The sequence below is a fragment of the Paenibacillus sp. FSL H7-0323 genome (assembly GCF_038002725.1).
GTDB lineage: Bacteria > Bacillota > Bacilli > Paenibacillales > Paenibacillaceae > Paenibacillus_AQ > Paenibacillus_AQ odorifer.
Genome location: NZ_JBBODB010000001.1, coordinates 3,995,438 through 4,011,304, shown reverse-complemented (window position 1 = coordinate 4,011,304; position 15,867 = coordinate 3,995,438). Strand labels below are relative to the sequence as shown.

The 15,867-nt window shown below is 46.7% G+C and carries 8 protein-coding genes, 16 tRNA genes and 2 rRNA genes; 24 read left to right on the top strand and 2 right to left on the bottom strand.

Annotation, left to right across the window (positions count from 1 at the left end; all coding sequences use genetic code 11):
• Window positions 1–6 precede the first annotated feature (6 nt).
• The 5 genes from gatB (at window position 7) to MHH89_RS18125 (ending at window position 6,483) form a co-directional block, all read left to right on the top strand.
• Window positions 7–1,452, top strand: a complete 1,446-nt coding sequence (gene gatB / locus MHH89_RS18145; protein WP_036680163.1) for an Asp-tRNA(Asn)/Glu-tRNA(Gln) amidotransferase subunit GatB — start codon at window positions 7–9, stop codon at window positions 1,450–1,452.
• A 122-nt stretch (window positions 1,453–1,574) separates the two neighbouring features.
• On the top strand, window positions 1,575–2,045 hold the full coding sequence (locus MHH89_RS18140) for a GNAT family N-acetyltransferase (RefSeq protein WP_076146333.1): 471 nt from the start codon (window positions 1,575–1,577) through the stop codon (window positions 2,043–2,045).
• 45 nt (window positions 2,046–2,090) lie between these two features.
• Window positions 2,091–3,992, top strand: a complete 1,902-nt coding sequence (locus MHH89_RS18135; RefSeq protein ID WP_254849011.1) for a DUF4097 family beta strand repeat-containing protein — start codon at window positions 2,091–2,093, stop codon at window positions 3,990–3,992.
• A 126-nt stretch (window positions 3,993–4,118) separates the two neighbouring features.
• On the top strand, window positions 4,119–4,550 hold the full coding sequence (gene perR / locus MHH89_RS18130) for a peroxide-responsive transcriptional repressor PerR (RefSeq protein ID WP_036680160.1): 432 nt from the start codon (window positions 4,119–4,121) through the stop codon (window positions 4,548–4,550).
• Between the two features lie 211 nt (window positions 4,551–4,761).
• A complete protein-coding gene (locus MHH89_RS18125) occupies window positions 4,762–6,483 on the top strand; it encodes a glycosyl hydrolase family 18 protein (RefSeq protein WP_341087771.1) in 1,722 nt (573 codons plus the stop codon).
• A 117-nt stretch (window positions 6,484–6,600) separates the two neighbouring features.
• Here MHH89_RS18125 and MHH89_RS18120 read toward each other — a convergent pair whose 3' ends face one another.
• Entirely contained in the window at window positions 6,601–6,966 is a 366-nt protein-coding gene (locus tag MHH89_RS18120) for a DUF2614 family zinc ribbon-containing protein (RefSeq protein ID WP_036680151.1), read from the bottom strand.
• 127 nt (window positions 6,967–7,093) lie between these two features.
• Between MHH89_RS18120 and MHH89_RS18115 the strand changes: the two genes are divergently transcribed.
• The 19 genes from MHH89_RS18115 (at window position 7,094) to MHH89_RS18025 (ending at window position 14,696) form a co-directional block, all read left to right on the top strand.
• Window positions 7,094–7,972 (top strand): nucleotidyltransferase-like protein, encoded by an 879-nt coding sequence (locus MHH89_RS18115; protein ID WP_076128632.1) that lies wholly within the window; start codon window positions 7,094–7,096, stop codon window positions 7,970–7,972.
• A 425-nt stretch (window positions 7,973–8,397) separates the two neighbouring features.
• Window positions 8,398–9,955: ribosomal RNA gene (locus MHH89_RS18110) — 16S ribosomal RNA — on the top strand.
• 232 nt (window positions 9,956–10,187) lie between these two features.
• Window positions 10,188–13,113: ribosomal RNA gene (locus MHH89_RS18105) — 23S ribosomal RNA — on the top strand.
• The 16S and 23S rRNA genes sit together here with 16 tRNA genes alongside, the layout of an rRNA operon.
• A gap of 60 nt (window positions 13,114–13,173) precedes the next feature.
• A tRNA-Asn gene (locus MHH89_RS18100) sits at window positions 13,174–13,249 on the top strand.
• 3 nt (window positions 13,250–13,252) lie between these two features.
• Window positions 13,253–13,345, top strand: a tRNA-Ser gene (locus tag MHH89_RS18095).
• Window positions 13,346–13,363: 18 nt separating this feature from the next.
• Window positions 13,364–13,438, top strand: a tRNA-Glu gene (locus MHH89_RS18090).
• Window positions 13,439–13,493: 55 nt separating this feature from the next.
• Window positions 13,494–13,569: transfer RNA gene (locus MHH89_RS18085), tRNA-Val, on the top strand.
• Between the two features lie 17 nt (window positions 13,570–13,586).
• A tRNA-Met gene (locus tag MHH89_RS18080) sits at window positions 13,587–13,663 on the top strand.
• Window positions 13,664–13,688: 25 nt separating this feature from the next.
• Window positions 13,689–13,766: transfer RNA gene (locus MHH89_RS18075), tRNA-Asp, on the top strand.
• A 10-nt stretch (window positions 13,767–13,776) separates the two neighbouring features.
• A tRNA-Phe gene (locus MHH89_RS18070) sits at window positions 13,777–13,852 on the top strand.
• A gap of 28 nt (window positions 13,853–13,880) precedes the next feature.
• Window positions 13,881–13,956, top strand: a tRNA-Thr gene (locus MHH89_RS18065).
• Window positions 13,957–13,961: 5 nt separating this feature from the next.
• Window positions 13,962–14,047 (top strand) — tRNA-Tyr (locus MHH89_RS18060).
• 6 nt (window positions 14,048–14,053) lie between these two features.
• A tRNA-Trp gene (locus tag MHH89_RS18055) sits at window positions 14,054–14,127 on the top strand.
• 23 nt (window positions 14,128–14,150) lie between these two features.
• Window positions 14,151–14,226 (top strand) — tRNA-His (locus tag MHH89_RS18050).
• Between the two features lie 43 nt (window positions 14,227–14,269).
• Window positions 14,270–14,345: transfer RNA gene (locus tag MHH89_RS18045), tRNA-His, on the top strand.
• A 19-nt stretch (window positions 14,346–14,364) separates the two neighbouring features.
• A tRNA-Gln gene (locus MHH89_RS18040) sits at window positions 14,365–14,439 on the top strand.
• Between the two features lie 6 nt (window positions 14,440–14,445).
• A tRNA-Gly gene (locus tag MHH89_RS18035) sits at window positions 14,446–14,520 on the top strand.
• A gap of 9 nt (window positions 14,521–14,529) precedes the next feature.
• Window positions 14,530–14,603, top strand: a tRNA-Cys gene (locus MHH89_RS18030).
• Window positions 14,604–14,617: 14 nt separating this feature from the next.
• Window positions 14,618–14,696 (top strand) — tRNA-Leu (locus MHH89_RS18025).
• A gap of 136 nt (window positions 14,697–14,832) precedes the next feature.
• On the opposite strand, the gene MHH89_RS18020 is transcribed toward MHH89_RS18025, so the two are convergent.
• Window positions 14,833–15,588 (bottom strand): AraC family transcriptional regulator, encoded by a 756-nt coding sequence (locus tag MHH89_RS18020; RefSeq protein ID WP_076130295.1) that lies wholly within the window; start codon window positions 15,586–15,588, stop codon window positions 14,833–14,835.
• Window positions 15,589–15,867 lie beyond the last annotated feature (279 nt).

Below are 15,867 nucleotides of genomic sequence, written 5' to 3'. Positions count from 1 at the left end.
GAGGGAATGGGATTACTTATGTCTAAATACGAAACGGTCATCGGCTTGGAAGTTCACGTAGAGCTTCATACCAACTCCAAAATCTTTTGCGGATGCTCCACTGAATTTGGAGCCCCACCTAACACTCATACCTGTCCTGTCTGCTTGGGTCACCCCGGCGTATTGCCAGTGCTCAACAAACAAGCGGTAGAATACGCTATGAAAGCAGCGATGGCGCTGAATTGCACCATTGGTGATGTTAGCAAATTCGACCGCAAGAACTATTTTTACCCGGATTCACCAAAAGCTTATCAGATTTCACAATTTGATCAGCCTATCGGCCTGAACGGTTGGATCGACATTGAAGTTAACGGAGAGACCAAACGGATCGGCATTACTCGTCTTCATTTGGAAGAGGATGCAGGTAAGCTTACGCACGTAGATGGCGGTTTTGCCTCGCTAGTCGATTTTAACCGGGTGGGAACACCGCTTATCGAAATCGTATCCGAACCTGATCTGCGCTCCCCTGAGGAAGCTCGTGCTTATCTGGAGAAAATCCGTGCGATTATGCAGTATTGTGACGTATCCGATGTCAAGATGGAAGAAGGATCGATGCGCTGTGACGCGAACATCAGTCTACGCCCAGAAGGACAAGAGGAATTCGGCATTAGAGCAGAGCTTAAGAACATGAACTCCTTCCGCGGTGTATTGCGTGGACTGGAGTATGAACAATATCGTCAGGCTGAGATCCTGGATGATGGTGGAGTTGTTGTGCAGGAGACTCGCCGCTGGGATGAAGCACAAGGGAAAACATTATCGATGCGCGGGAAAGAAGAAGCGCATGATTATCGTTACTTCCCGGACCCGGACTTGATCGTTCTGCATATTGATGATGCTTGGAAAGAATCCATTCGTTCAACGATTCCAGAACTTCCGGATGCTCGGAAAGCACGTTATAGCGAGGAACTGGGCCTGACAGCTTATGATGCAGGCGTCATTACATCCTCTAAACTGTTAGCGGACTTTTTCGAAGGGTGTCTTGCCTATACGCAGGATGCCAAGGCTGTAGCTAACTGGATTATGGGTGACTTGCTTGCCTATTTGAATGGTAATAATCTGGAGTTGTCGCAGGTACAAATTACACCACAAGGGCTAGGCGAGATGATCGGGCTGATTGCAGCCGGAACCATCAGCAGCAAAATCGCTAAAACAGTATTTAAAGAAATGCTAGAGAGCGGTAAACTGCCAGCTGTTATCGTTGAGGAAAAAGGTCTAGTGCAGATCAGCGATGAAGGTGCCATTAAAGGGATAGTGGAAGCAGTCGTAGCCGCCAATCCGCAATCAGTGGAAGATTATAAAGCGGGTAAACAGAAAGCAATCGGCTTCCTGGTCGGACAAGTCATGAAAGAAAGTAAAGGTAAGGCGAATCCGGGTCTTGCTAATAAACTTCTCATCGAGGTATTGAGCAGCTAAACGCTTGTCGTCTGTAAAAGGACGCCAGAGGCGTTTATAATTGGGGTAATATACTTATGTAATAAGCTAAGGGCTTGTCGGCAACGGCAGGCCCTTAGCGGCATATAAGGGGACTGGTTAGGATGAATACAATTAACAAGCTAAATCTGCAGGATGAAAGCACCGTTAATGAATTATGGAGTCTTCAGCATAAGGCCTATAGACTGGAAGCTGAACTTATAGGCTTTCGTGAAATACCACCTCTGATGGAGACGAGAGAAATGCTCAGCAGCTCTAAAGAGGGTTTTTATGGCTGCTTCGATAAAGATGAGGAACTAATGGGTGCTGTTGCTGTAGAGGAAGAATCTCCTGGAAAATTGACGATTACACGAATGATGGTGGGGCCGGACTTTTTTCGTAGAGGTATCGCTAGCCATCTTTTGGAATATGTATTTGAGCATTTTGCAGGGATGGAGCAATTCATTGTGTCGACAGGCAAAAAGAATACACCTGCCGTTTCGTTGTACAGTAAACATGGTTTTCTGCCTACCGGTGTGGAGGAAGTCGCTCCAGGAGTTGAATTGATTGAATTTCATCGGAGTGGTTCGCTTTGAAAAAAGATATTCATAGACAACTATTTACGAAAGGAGGAGTCCAAAATGAAACATGACTCTGCAATGCTCCCAGAGCAGGAAGAACTGCAAGGTTCTGTTGATATAGAGACTAAGGAAAATGAGATACAGAAGAGGATTATTCCTCCGCGTCCGAAGCGGCGCCACCGCAAACGTAAATTTATTGCTGGACTGCTGGCAGCACTCATCCCTGGGACGGGGCATTTGTATTTTGGACTTCTCCGAAAAGGGATCACCTTCATCTTTCTAATTCTTTTGGATATCTCAGCTTTATTGTATTTCTCATCCATCGGGATGCAGATCAATGTTCCACTGCTTATTTTACTTGCGCTCATTATTCCAGTGATCTATTTTTATAACGTGTATGACGTATTGCAATCAGCGGACAGGCTTCTTCGCTTCCCAGAGGATCATGATCTTGCTATTTCTGTGACCAAAGCAAACGAGGCTCCTAAACGTCGTAGTATCGTCAGCGAGCCTGGGATATCCTTTGGACTCTTATTGCTCTTAGGGGGCGCCCTGCTTATTCTGTTCCGGCAGAAACCAACATGGCTCCAGTTCTTTATTGAACATTATGCCGAAATGGCCGTGTCTGTCATTTTAGTATGCGGTGGCTTATTTATAGGAGCTAGAGAAATTGCCAGAGCAGTTGTGCAGCGTAAAGACAATGAACCTCGCAAGCGGCGCGTGGGAAGATATACGGCTTCTGTATTACTGATAGCTATTTCTGTTCCTTTGTTTTTGGATTGGAGAGAGGGAACTGACTATATGCTTCTGCTCTTGAAGTGGTGGCCAGTCATCCCGGTGTTATGGGGGATTGAGTTCCTGCTGATGTTTATCTTCTCTAACCGTTCAGCCAAGGGAACCAGAATCAGATTGGATTTACGTGGGCTTTTATCTGCTATATTGCTAGCTGCGAGTGTATTTATTGTTGCAGAGCAAGAACATTATTTATATCTATGGAAAAATGTCAGTCTAAACCTGACGGCAGCAGCAGTGGACTATGGTGAGGCTAAAGGCAGCAAATATCAGAAAGCCCCGCTAATTGTTCCGGTGGAATTAAATACAGCAAAAATATCTATTGATAGTATTAATGGTGATATTTTATTACACCGTGCTCCGGTGGATGATATTCAAATTACAACGACAGTTTGGGTAGATCAGTTGGATGGGCCGATGGCTGAAGCTATATCAGAACAGTCCTTTGTGGACGTTGTTGAAGGGCCCAACATAAAAATCACCTCGAATAGCAAGGCCTATGGAGAATCCGGTAAACGCCAGCCACGCATGGATTTAGATATTTACTTGCCGGAGGATCGCCGCTTTAATCTCGATGTTCGCACTATGAATGGCGGGATCACGTTGCAGAATGTAGAAGCCATTGAAGACATTTCTCTGGAAACGGGGAATGGAGAGCTGATCCTTCATCGTATCTTTGGTAATGTTAAGGGAAAAACACTGAATGGAGCTGTCCGTGCCAGATCTGTTCAAGGCAGCGTTGATTTAACAACGAGCGGAGGCAATATGAATGCTTGGGATGTTACCGGTGCTTTGAAATTATCGACGGCTGTCGGCAATATTAGTGCGATCGGAAATAGCAATGATATCGATATTACTACCAAAAACGGTAATTTAGAGGTGGATGGAGCCAGATCCAAGCTACATGCCGAATCTCTAAATGGTACCATTGATGTTCGCTCTTCTGATGTCGCTGGAGATTGGGACATTTATAGCGCAGTTGGTGACATTCAATTGTATTTACCGATGTTAAGCAACTATACAGTGAATGGATCCAGTGGATATGGTGATATTACTTCAGATTTGCCTGAACTTACAATTGATAAGAAAAAAGTATCAGGTGAAGTGGGGACCGGCGAGTTCAAGCTTCATGTTGAAGGAAATAGCAATCTAAATGTTAGGAAATATTGAAAAAAGTAATTTTTCTTATATAATAATAAATATAATGTATAGACTTCGTTGACAATATTGAAAAATCGGTCTTACAATCTTAAGAAGTATTTCTTTTATTTTTAAATTCAAAAGGCGGTGACAGTAATGGGGAGTGGAGTACAACATGCACTGGAACAATTAAAGACAACAGGTGTCCGTATAACGCCCCAGCGTCATGCGATTCTTACGTATTTGATGGAAGCAATGAATCATCCTACAGCTGACGATATATACCGGGCGCTAGAGCCGAAATTTCCGAGCATGAGCGTAGCAACTGTATATAATAATCTCAAGATGTTTATGGAAGCCGGCATGGTTCGCGAGTTGACCTACGGGGATAGTTCCAGTCGTTTTGATGCCAATGTATCTGATCATTATCATGTCATCTGTCAGCTATGCGGTAAGATTGAAGATTTTAGTTATCCTTCGCTTCATGATGTAGAGATACATGCAGAGCAGGAAACGGGCTTCAAAATTACGGGTTTGCGTATGGAATTGCATGGAGTTTGCAAATGTTGCAGAGAGAAGCAACAATAAGACAGAATACTACTGTACTTAAGGGCGTATAGCCAAGCTACACAATAAACGTGTGAAATCCGAAAGCGGAGGACTCACGTTTTTATTTTTTTTCAAAATAACAAAATATAGTGAAAATGACTAACTTATACTGGTTATCCGGAACCAAGTGGATGTTATAATCGTATTGTTAGACTTAACTTAAAATCATCTAATATTTGGAGGATATATTTTGGACAGAAGATATAGACAGAAACGCGTCAAAAAGCGCGGAGGTCTTTTCCGACGCTTTTTTGGACTTTTGCTCATTGCGGCAGCAGCTTATTGGGTTGTGTTTTTTGTATTGCCAAATCGCCAGCACATCGATCCAGACTGGAAAGGCCTAGAACATCCTATCTTCGTAAAAGGAGAGCTAACAGGATATTCCACCTCAGGGACCGGTGATAGCATGCTTTTACCTCTACCATTACTGCAGGAACATGTGGACTCATCTATTCGTTATGAAGAAAAGACTAAATCGGTCATCCTATCAACGGAAAGTGAACTTCTATATATGCAAGAGGATAAAACCGATGCTAGTCTGAACAATCGTCCGCTGCAGCTGCGGCTGGCACCTGAAGTTAAGGAAAAGATAACTTATCTTCCTGCGGATGTTTTAGAAGACCTGTATGGGTTTGAGATTCAAGAGGATACGACTACCGGGGCTGTGCTGTTAATGACAGCAGGGGAGACTGTACCGCTGGGGAAAGTGAAAGGTGAAGCAGGTGATAAGACAGTCGCTCTTCGCAGCGAAGCGTCGATTCACGCACCCATCGTGGCCGATATGTCCCCAGGTGCCATCGTGAGTATTTGGAATAAGGAAAATGAGGACTGGCTGTATGTGCAGTTAAGCAGCGGTTATGCGGGTTATACCAAGGCCAGTGATATTATCTCAGACGGTCAAAAGACAGTGGAACCCAAAAGCACCACTCCCTCACGGGCAGAACGAAGCTGGAAAGGGAAGTCAGTGAATTTGTATTGGGAAGCTGTTTATCAACGCAAACCTGACCCAAGTACATTCGGTGAGCTTCCGGGCGTTAACGTGGCTAGCCCGACTTGGTTCAGTATCATAGATGGTGACGGGAATGTGCGCAGTCAGGCTGATAGTGCGTATGTGCAGTGGGCCCATGAGCGCGGTTTGGAAGTATGGGGGCTGCTCAGCAATAGCTTTGAACCAGACATAACCACTGAGGCATTGTCGAGCTATGAGAAGCGGATGAACGCGATCGTACAGATCCTCGAGTATTCAGATTTATATAAGCTGGATGGAATTAATATTGACTTTGAGAATGTATATACGAAAGACGGGGAGAATGTTACACAATTTATGCGAGAGCTAAAACCTATGGCTCAAGCCAAAAACTTAATCGTCTCCATAGACGTAACCCCTAAATCTAACAGTGAGATGTGGTCAGCATTCCTTGATCGTAGAGCTCTTAATTCAGTAGTTGATTATCTTATTGTTATGGCTTATGACGAGCATTGGGCTGCTAGTCCTGTAGCGGGCTCTGTTGCGTCTCTGCCGTGGGTAGAAAGCTCGTTAAGCCGGATCATAGAGGAAGACGATGTGCCGCCTGAGAAGCTGATTCTAGGGATTCCACTGTATACTAGAATCTGGACTGAGACCCAGGTGGATGGCAAGACCAAAGTAAGCTCTAAATCGGTTAGTATGAATGCCGTTGAAAAAATTATTAAAGAGAAGAAGCTGACCCCAACCTTTGATAAGACAGCAGGGCAGAATTACGTTGAGTATAAGGAGGATGGCGCTCTTAAAAAAATATGGATCGAAGACAAAGTTTCTTTAAAAGCTAGAGTTGAGCTTGCTAAGTCTTTAGGGCTTGGTGGCATCGGTTCATGGAATCGCAGCTTTAGTAATCCGTCTGCGTGGGAGGCATTACAAGGGATTCATAAGTAATTATTATTTCATTCATAATAAACAAAGGGGCTCCCAATATAGGGGCCCCTTTGTTGTATTAAGCAAATGTTTGATTGCATTATAAATCGCTAGTAATAAGCTTCTGTAAGATGTGTTTTATTGATTAAGCTGCTGACTCTTAAGTTGTTCCGCAGTAATATTGGCCTCAGCTGGATCCATAGTAAGGATGGTATGGCAGAACATACAGCGGTCTGTTTTGCCCAGCATTTTGGTCAGCTTGTGACATTCAGGGCATTCCAGTTGGACTGCGCTAGTTGACAGCATCCCAGCCCAGAAATAGATTGCAAGACTTGCCATCATTGAGATTAAACCGATTACAAGACCGATTCCAGCGAATACTTTTCCGGTTGAGCCCCAAAACACGATGCCCGCTGTACCCAAAACCATAAGTCCCATTCCGAGCATTGTGAGCAGTAATCCCCATGTGCGAAAAGCGTTGATCTTAGCCGTTTTAAACTTCATGAGTGTTTGCTCCTAACTAAATATAGTTGGGTTGTCCAGAAGGAACTGTCTTTCATATGTAGAATAATAATTATAACTGAATTATAACTGACTGGACGCAAAATCGCCAAATTTAATGGAGGGAAGCATGGAATTGTCCAATGTAACTTTGTTGAGTGGAGAAACGTTTGATGAGAATGTTTTAGGAGCGGTCGTTTTGCGGCAGAATGGGGATATTCCGTTTCAAAGCGCACTTCTTCAAGATTTTGATATGGTAGTGTTAGTATTGCATGAAGAACAGGATAGAGAGCATATTGTTCGCCATACCATTGCCGGTGACCAACGGACCCAGTCAGTCCATATCGGCCTTTTTGCTTTGGAGCAGGCTGTTATGGCAGGGGATAATAACGAACTTCTTATCAGTTTGATGAGGGGGGAAGTGATCTGGGACCCCAAGGGAATACTCGAGGAAATGCGCCGCGAGATATTACAATTTGAAGGACCGATTAAGGAACGGGTCGCATTTATGGAGTTTGCTCGCTTTTTGCATATGTATGTGAAATCCAAGCGCTATATAGAGGCTGGCTTTATTATGGATGCTTACAACTGTGTATTGATAGCCTTATATCATTGGGCAAGAATAGAAGTGAGTGAAGTGGGTGCTTTCCCCGAGCCAGCTATTTGGGAGCAGGTTAAAAGCATGAATACCTCCGTTCATAAACTTTATGAGGAGTTAACGGTCAGTACTGAGACCTTAGAGCAACGTGTGGAGCTTGTGCTTCTTGCATGTGAATTTGGGATTATGTCCAAAATGACGGACTGTTGTCTATTGCTCTTTAATATTTTGAATAGCCGTAAGGAAGCATGGAGCATTAAAGAATTACTGCAGCATTCAGGTCTGAGTCAATTAGAGTCTGAACTACCCCTTGTTTTACGAAAGCTGGTTTCTCGTTCGCTAATCCGAGAGATTACATCTTGGGCTGATGTTCACGAGGGAGAAGGGCATGCGATCCGCTATACATTATAGAGATGAATTAGATACAGCAGAAGATGTTTAATTATAGAGAGATGAGCAAGGATAGGGAGAGGCTGAGCACTCTCTTTTTGTTTGTTTACTAATATGAAACGCTCATATTTATTCAGAAAAATTAATGGTTGACTCTTTCCTTGTTCATGTGTTAAATTATAACTCGTCCCTCTGACACAGAGATGTGCTTTCGAAAACATTCGAAAGACAACCAAAAAAAGAAATTAAAAAAAAGGTTGACTAAAACGAGGACGCTGTGATATATTATAAAGGTCGCTGCTGAACAACGCATCGACGAAATGAACAGCTTGATCTTTGAAAACTGAACAACGAGTGAGTAGGAAATCACGTAAGTGAAATCCAAAATTAGAGAATTAATTTTCTCGTCAGATGTTTCAAAATGAGCATATCGCTCTTTTCAATACTAATTGGAGAGTTTGATCCTGGCTCAGGACGAACGCTGGCGGCGTGCCTAATACATGCAAGTCGAGCGGAGTTACTTTGAAAGCTTGCTTTCAAAGTAACTTAGCGGCGGACGGGTGAGTAACACGTAGGCAACCTGCCCTTCAGACTGGGATAACTACCGGAAACGGTAGCTAATACCGGATAATTTCTTTTTTCTCCTGAGAGAAGAATGAAAGACGGAGCAATCTGTCACTGAGGGATGGGCCTGCGGCGCATTAGCTAGTTGGTGGGGTAACGGCCCACCAAGGCGACGATGCGTAGCCGACCTGAGAGGGTGAACGGCCACACTGGGACTGAGACACGGCCCAGACTCCTACGGGAGGCAGCAGTAGGGAATCTTCCGCAATGGGCGAAAGCCTGACGGAGCAACGCCGCGTGAGTGATGAAGGTTTTCGGATCGTAAAGCTCTGTTGCCAGGGAAGAACGTCCGGTAGAGTAACTGCTACCGGAGTGACGGTACCTGAGAAGAAAGCCCCGGCTAACTACGTGCCAGCAGCCGCGGTAATACGTAGGGGGCAAGCGTTGTCCGGAATTATTGGGCGTAAAGCGCGCGCAGGCGGCTATTTAAGTCTGGTGTTTAAACCTTGGGCTCAACCTGAGGTCGCACTGGAAACTGGGTGGCTTGAGTACAGAAGAGGAAAGTGGAATTCCACGTGTAGCGGTGAAATGCGTAGATATGTGGAGGAACACCAGTGGCGAAGGCGACTTTCTGGGCTGTAACTGACGCTGAGGCGCGAAAGCGTGGGGAGCAAACAGGATTAGATACCCTGGTAGTCCACGCCGTAAACGATGAGTGCTAGGTGTTAGGGGTTTCGATACCCTTGGTGCCGAAGTTAACACAGTAAGCACTCCGCCTGGGGAGTACGGTCGCAAGACTGAAACTCAAAGGAATTGACGGGGACCCGCACAAGCAGTGGAGTATGTGGTTTAATTCGAAGCAACGCGAAGAACCTTACCAGGTCTTGACATCCCTCTGAATCTGCTAGAGATAGCAGCGGCCTTCGGGACAGAGGAGACAGGTGGTGCATGGTTGTCGTCAGCTCGTGTCGTGAGATGTTGGGTTAAGTCCCGCAACGAGCGCAACCCTTAACTTTAGTTGCCAGCAGGTAATGCTGGGCACTCTAGAGTGACTGCCGGTGACAAACCGGAGGAAGGTGGGGATGACGTCAAATCATCATGCCCCTTATGACCTGGGCTACACACGTACTACAATGGCCGGTACAACGGGAAGCGAAGCCGCGAGGTGGAGCCAATCCCATCAAAGCCGGTCTCAGTTCGGATTGCAGGCTGCAACTCGCCTGCATGAAGTCGGAATTGCTAGTAATCGCGGATCAGCATGCCGCGGTGAATACGTTCCCGGGTCTTGTACACACCGCCCGTCACACCACGAGAGTTTACAACACCCGAAGTCGGTGGGGTAACCCGCAAGGGAGCCAGCCGCCGAAGGTGGGGTAGATGATTGGGGTGAAGTCGTAACAAGGTAGCCGTATCGGAAGGTGCGGCTGGATCACCTCCTTTCTATGGAGAATCGTTCTCTGCAATGAGAACATTCAAATCGGAAGCTCAGCTTCCAAAACTCAGGTTTAGGCCTGTTACTCACTCGTTGCTCAGTTTTGAGAGTTTAAGCTCTCAAGTAAGACTTGATCCTTGAAAACTGGATACCGAAACGAATTTGCGTTTTAGAACATCTTTTAGCAACTTGTGTAAACAAGTAAATGTTATTAGTGAGATTTTTCTTCGGAAGAATCAAGGTTAAGCTAATAAGAGCACACGGAGGATGCCTAGGCGCCAGGAGCCGACGAAGGACGTGGCGAACAACGAAACTGCCTCGGGGAGCTGTAAGCAAGCTTTGATCCGGGGGTGTCCGAATGGGGAAACCCAGCTGTGGTAATTCGCAGTTACTCATACCTGAATACATAGGGTGTGTAGAGGCAGACCAGGGGAACTGAAACATCTAAGTACCCTGAGGAAGAGAAAACAATAGTGATTCCGTCAGTAGCGGCGAGCGAACGCGGAACAGCCTAAACCTAAGAGCTTGCTCTTAGGGGTTGTGGGACGTCTCACATGGAGTTACAAAGGAATATGGTAGGTGAAGAGGTCTGGAAAGGCCCGCGATAGAGGTAAAAGCCCTGTAACCTAAACTGTGTTCTCTCCGAGACGGATCCCGAGTAGTGCGGGGCACGTGAAACCCCGTATGAATCCAGCAGGACCATCTGCTAAGGCTAAATACTACCTGGCGACCGATAGTGAAACAGTACCGTGAGGGAAAGGTGAAAAGCACCCCGGAAGGGGAGTGAAATAGAACCTGAAACCGTGTGCTTACAAAAAGTCAGAGCCCTATTAATGGGTGATGGCGTGCCTTTTGTAGAATGAACCGGCGAGTTACGTTTAACATGCAAGGTTAAGCCGAGAAGGTGGAGCCGCAGCGAAAGCGAGTCTGAATAGGGCGAATTAGTATGTGGACGTAGACCCGAAACCGTGTGATCTACCCCTGTCCAGGGTGAAGGTGCGGTAACACGCACTGGAGGCCCGAACCCACGTACGTTGAAAAGTGCGGGGATGAGGTGGGGGTAGCGGAGAAATTCCAATCGAACTCGGAGATAGCTGGTTCTCCCCGAAATAGCTTTAGGGCTAGCCTCGGTATAAGAGTAGTGGAGGTAGAGCACTGATTGGGTGCGGGGTCCGCAAGGATTACCAAGCTCAGTCAAACTCCGAATGCCATATACTTATTGCCGGGAGTCAGACAGTGAGTGCTAAGATCCATTGTCAAAAGGGAAACAGCCCAGACCATCAGCTAAGGTCCCCAAGTGTGTGTTAAGTGGGAAAGGATGTGGAGTTGCACAGACAACCAGGATGTTGGCTTAGAAGCAGCCACCATTGAAAGAGTGCGTAATAGCTCACTGGTCGAGTGACTCTGCGCCGAAAATGTAACGGGGCTAAACACACCACCGAAGCTATGGCTAGATACTATGTATCTGGGGTAGGGGAGCGTTGTGTAGGGGTTGAAGGTGTACTGAAAAGAGCGCTGGACACTACACAAGTGAGAATGCCGGTATGAGTAACGAAAAGATCAGTGAGAATCTGATCCGCCGAAAGCCCAAGGTTTCCTGAGGAAGGCTCGTCCGCTCAGGGTAAGTCGGGACCTAAGGCGAGGCCGAAAGGCGTAGTCGAAGGACAACAGTTTGAAATTACTGTACCACCGTAATCCGCTATGAGCGATGGGGTGACGCAGGAGGGTAGTGACGCGGACTGATGGATGTCCGTCTAAGCAGTGAGGCTGATGTGTAGGCAAATCCGCACATCGTTAAGGCTAGGCTGTGATGGGGAGCGAAAATTATAGTAGCGAAGGTCATGATCTCACACTGCCAAGAAAAGCCTCTAGCCAGGAGAAGGTGCCCGTACCGCAAACCGACACAGGTAGGCGAGAAGAGAATTCTAAGGCGCGCGGAAGAACTCTCGTTAAGGAACTCGGCAAAATGACCCCGTAACTTCGGGAGAAGGGGTGCCCCGGTAGTGTGAATAGCACGAGGGGGCCGCAGTGAAAAGGCCCAAGCGACTGTTTAGCAAAAACACAGGTCTGTGCGAAGCCGCAAGGCGAAGTATACGGGCTGACGCCTGCCCGGTGCTGGAAGGTTAAGGGGAGTGGTTAGGGGTAACCCGAAGCTATGAACCGAAGCCCCAGTAAACGGCGGCCGTAACTATAACGGTCCTAAGGTAGCGAAATTCCTTGTCAGGTAAATTCTGACCCGCACGAATGGCGTAACGACTTGGGCGCTGTCTCAACGAGAGATCCGGTGAAATTTTAATACCTGTGAAGATGCAGGTTACCCGCGACAAGACGGAAAGACCCCATGGAGCTTTACTGCAGCTTGATATTGAATTTGGGTACGATCTGTACAGGATAGGTGGGAGCCGTAGAAATCGGAGCGCAAGCTTCGGTGGAGGCGCCGTTGGGATACCACCCTGATCGTATCTAGGTTCTAACCTAGTACCCTTACCGGGTACGGGGACCGTGTCAGGCGGGCAGTTTGACTGGGGCGGTCGCCTCCTAAAGAGTAACGGAGGCGTTCCAAGGTTCCCTCAGAATGGTTGGAAATCATTCGCAGAGTGCAAAGGCATAAGGGAGCTTGACTGCGAGACCTACAAGTCGAGCAGGGACGAAAGTCGGACTTAGTGATCCGGTGGTACCGCATGGAAGGGCCATCGCTCAACGGATAAAAGCTACCCTGGGGATAACAGGCTTATCTCCCCCAAGAGTCCACATCGACGGGGAGGTTTGGCACCTCGATGTCGGCTCATCGCATCCTGGGGCTGAAGTAGGTCCCAAGGGTTGGGCTGTTCGCCCATTAAAGCGGTACGCGAGCTGGGTTCAGAACGTCGTGAGACAGTTCGGTCCCTATCTGTCGTGGGCGCAGGAAATTTGAGAGGAGCTGTCCTTAGTACGAGAGGACCGGGATGGACGTACCGCTGGTGCACCAGTTGTTCCGCCAGGAGCATGGCTGGGTAGCTACGTACGGACGGGATAAGCGCTGAAAGCATCTAAGCGTGAAGCCCCCCTCAAGATGAGATTTCCCAATTAGTAAGACCCCTTGAAGACGACGAGGTAGATAGGTTGGAGGTGGAAGTGCAGCAATGCATGGAGCTGACCAATACTAATCGGTCGAGGGCTTATCCTATACTTAGAATGCAAATTCGTTTCGGATTCAGTTTTCAGGCATCAAGCCTGGTATGAATATTCCCTGATAGCTCAGTTGGTAGAGCACTCGACTGTTAATCGAGTTGTCACAGGTTCGAGTCCTGTTCGGGGAGCCATATGGAGAGGTGTCCGAGTTTGGCCGAAGGAGCACGATTGGAAATCGTGTAGGCGCCACAAGCGTCTCGAGGGTTCGAATCCCTCTCTCTCCGCCACAAATTTTTAATTAGTATGGCCCGTTGGTCAAGGGGTTAAGACACCTCCCTTTCACGGAGGTAACATGGGTTCGAATCCCATACGGGTCACCAAATTTTCACTTGATTTATCCTAGTGGACTTTGGTACAATAACAATTGTTGTTTATGGAGGCTTAGCTCAGCTGGGAGAGCATCTGCCTTACAAGCAGAGGGTCGGGGGTTCGATCCCCTCAGCCTCCACCATAACACTTTCTTACTGACGCGGGGTGGAGCAGCCCGGTAGCTCGTCGGGCTCATAACCCGAAGGCCGCAGGTTCAAATCCTGCCCCCGCAACCAATTAACTTAAGCAATTATATCTTTTGGAACCGTGGTGTAGTTGGCCTAACATGCCTGCCTGTCACGCAGGAGATCGCGGGTTCGAATCCCGTCGGTTCCGCCATTTTCATCATGGCTCGGTAGCTCAGTCGGTAGAGCAGAGGACTGAAAATCCTCGTGTCGGCGGTTCGATTCCGTCCCGAGCCACCATTTATCATCACAAAAGAATGAGTGCCATGCCGGTGTAGCTCAATTGGTAGAGCAACTGACTTGTAATCAGTAGGTTGGGGGTTCAAGTCCTCTCGCCGGCACCATCCTTGGAGGATTAGCGAAGTGGCCAAACGCATCAGACTGTAAATCTGCTCACGTGAGTGTTCGGTGGTTCGAATCCATCATCCTCCACCAGTTTTTAGGGGCATAGTTTAAAGGTAGAACAACGGTCTCCAAAACCGTTGGTGTGGGTTCAATTCCTGCTGCCCCTGCCAAGTTCTTTCTAAAGTTTAATATGGCGGCCGTGGCGAAGGGGTTAACGCACCGGATTGTGGTTCCGGCATTCGTGGGTTCGAGACCCATCGGCCGCCCCATTTACTTTAAAATGAATAATGGCAACAATATCAACTTAATATGGCGACTGTGGCGAAGGGGTTAACGCACCGGATTGTGGTTCCGGCATTCGTGGGTTCGAGACCCATCAGTCGCCCCATTTTACTTTAAAATGTTATTGGGGATTAGCCAAGCGGTAAGGCAACGGACTTTGACTCCGTCACTCATAGGTTCGAATCCTATATCCCCAGCCATTTTATGCGGACGTGGCTCAGCGGTAGAGCATCGCCTTGCCAAGGCGAGGGTCGCGGGTTCGATTCCCGTCGTCCGCTCCAAGTTTTCATGGCGCCATAGCCAAGTGGTAAGGCAAAGCTCTGCAAAAGCTTTATCCCCAGTTCAAATCTGGGTGGCGCCTCCATTTAGTTCATATGTGCCGGCGTGGCGGAATGGCAGACGCGCTCGACTCAAAATCGAGTGGGAAACCGTGGAGGTTCGAGTCCTCTCGCCGGTATCTTAAAAAGGTTTGTAAGAATGCTTTTATAAGCAGTCTTACAAACCTTTTTTCTTTATGTCCTTGGGTTTACAGCAGTAAGCCGTTGAATAGAGAGTCTCTCTATTTCAACGGCTTTTTTTAATCTGATTAGTGATTAACCTGATTGATTATTAATGCGGAATGCTCGCGGAGTAAGACCTATTTCTCGTTTAAACATATTGCAGAATTGGGCATCGTTCACAAAACCTGCAGCAGCGGATACTTCAGAGATTTGCATCTGAGTATGACGTAATAGAGATTTTGCATAATCCAGGCGTTTTAACAGCAAATACCGCAGGGGTGAAGACCCGAAACGTTCTTTAAATAGATGGCGAAAACGATCGTAACTATATCCGGACATTTCTGATAGTGTTTCGACGGACAATTTATGGCGATAATGCTCATTCATATAATTAAGGACATATTGTACTCGATCTTCTGTTGGGGATTGATATCCAGAGGCACTAAGAAGCCTCATAAGATGGACGGTAATCTCGCTCATTTGTAGGTTTAGAAGCTCAGAGAATCCGTCTTGCTTGCGTGTAAACTCTGCTTTCATTCGCAGCAGGATTTGAAGAACGGTCTGATCTTTATCATCTTCATATACGCCGAGCAGATTACTCATATTAGGGTGTTCCGAGTGGAAGCCTACAAATAATACATTTGCATCCTCACGGTGGTGCTCGTCATGTTTATGATTGGGTGGCACAAGCGCGAAAGAAGAGGAGCGAAAATGGTAACTTCGTGGGCCAACATTGGTTGTCCCTACCCCCTGTAAATAATAGACTAGTTCGTAGCATTCATGCTGGTGTGGAGGGATATAAGTATTTAGCTCATGTGTGGCACTTACAATATATAGAACACGATCCATGATGATCCTCCAATACTTATGTTTTAGCCGAATCGTACAAAACAATGACCGAAATCATATAATTATTTTTAATAATATTTGTTATGATCGTATCAATAAATCCGAAAGTTCGCAACCTGACTGGCCATCTCGTTCGGAAATAAAGCGGATTATTAATAATAATGGTATTTTTATTGCTATTTTTGAGCCTAAACGTTAAATTTATTACTTTTAATAATACTTTATTTGGAAAAAAGAGAATTTCCATTTGAACCGTGAATTATACAATGGGTGAAGATG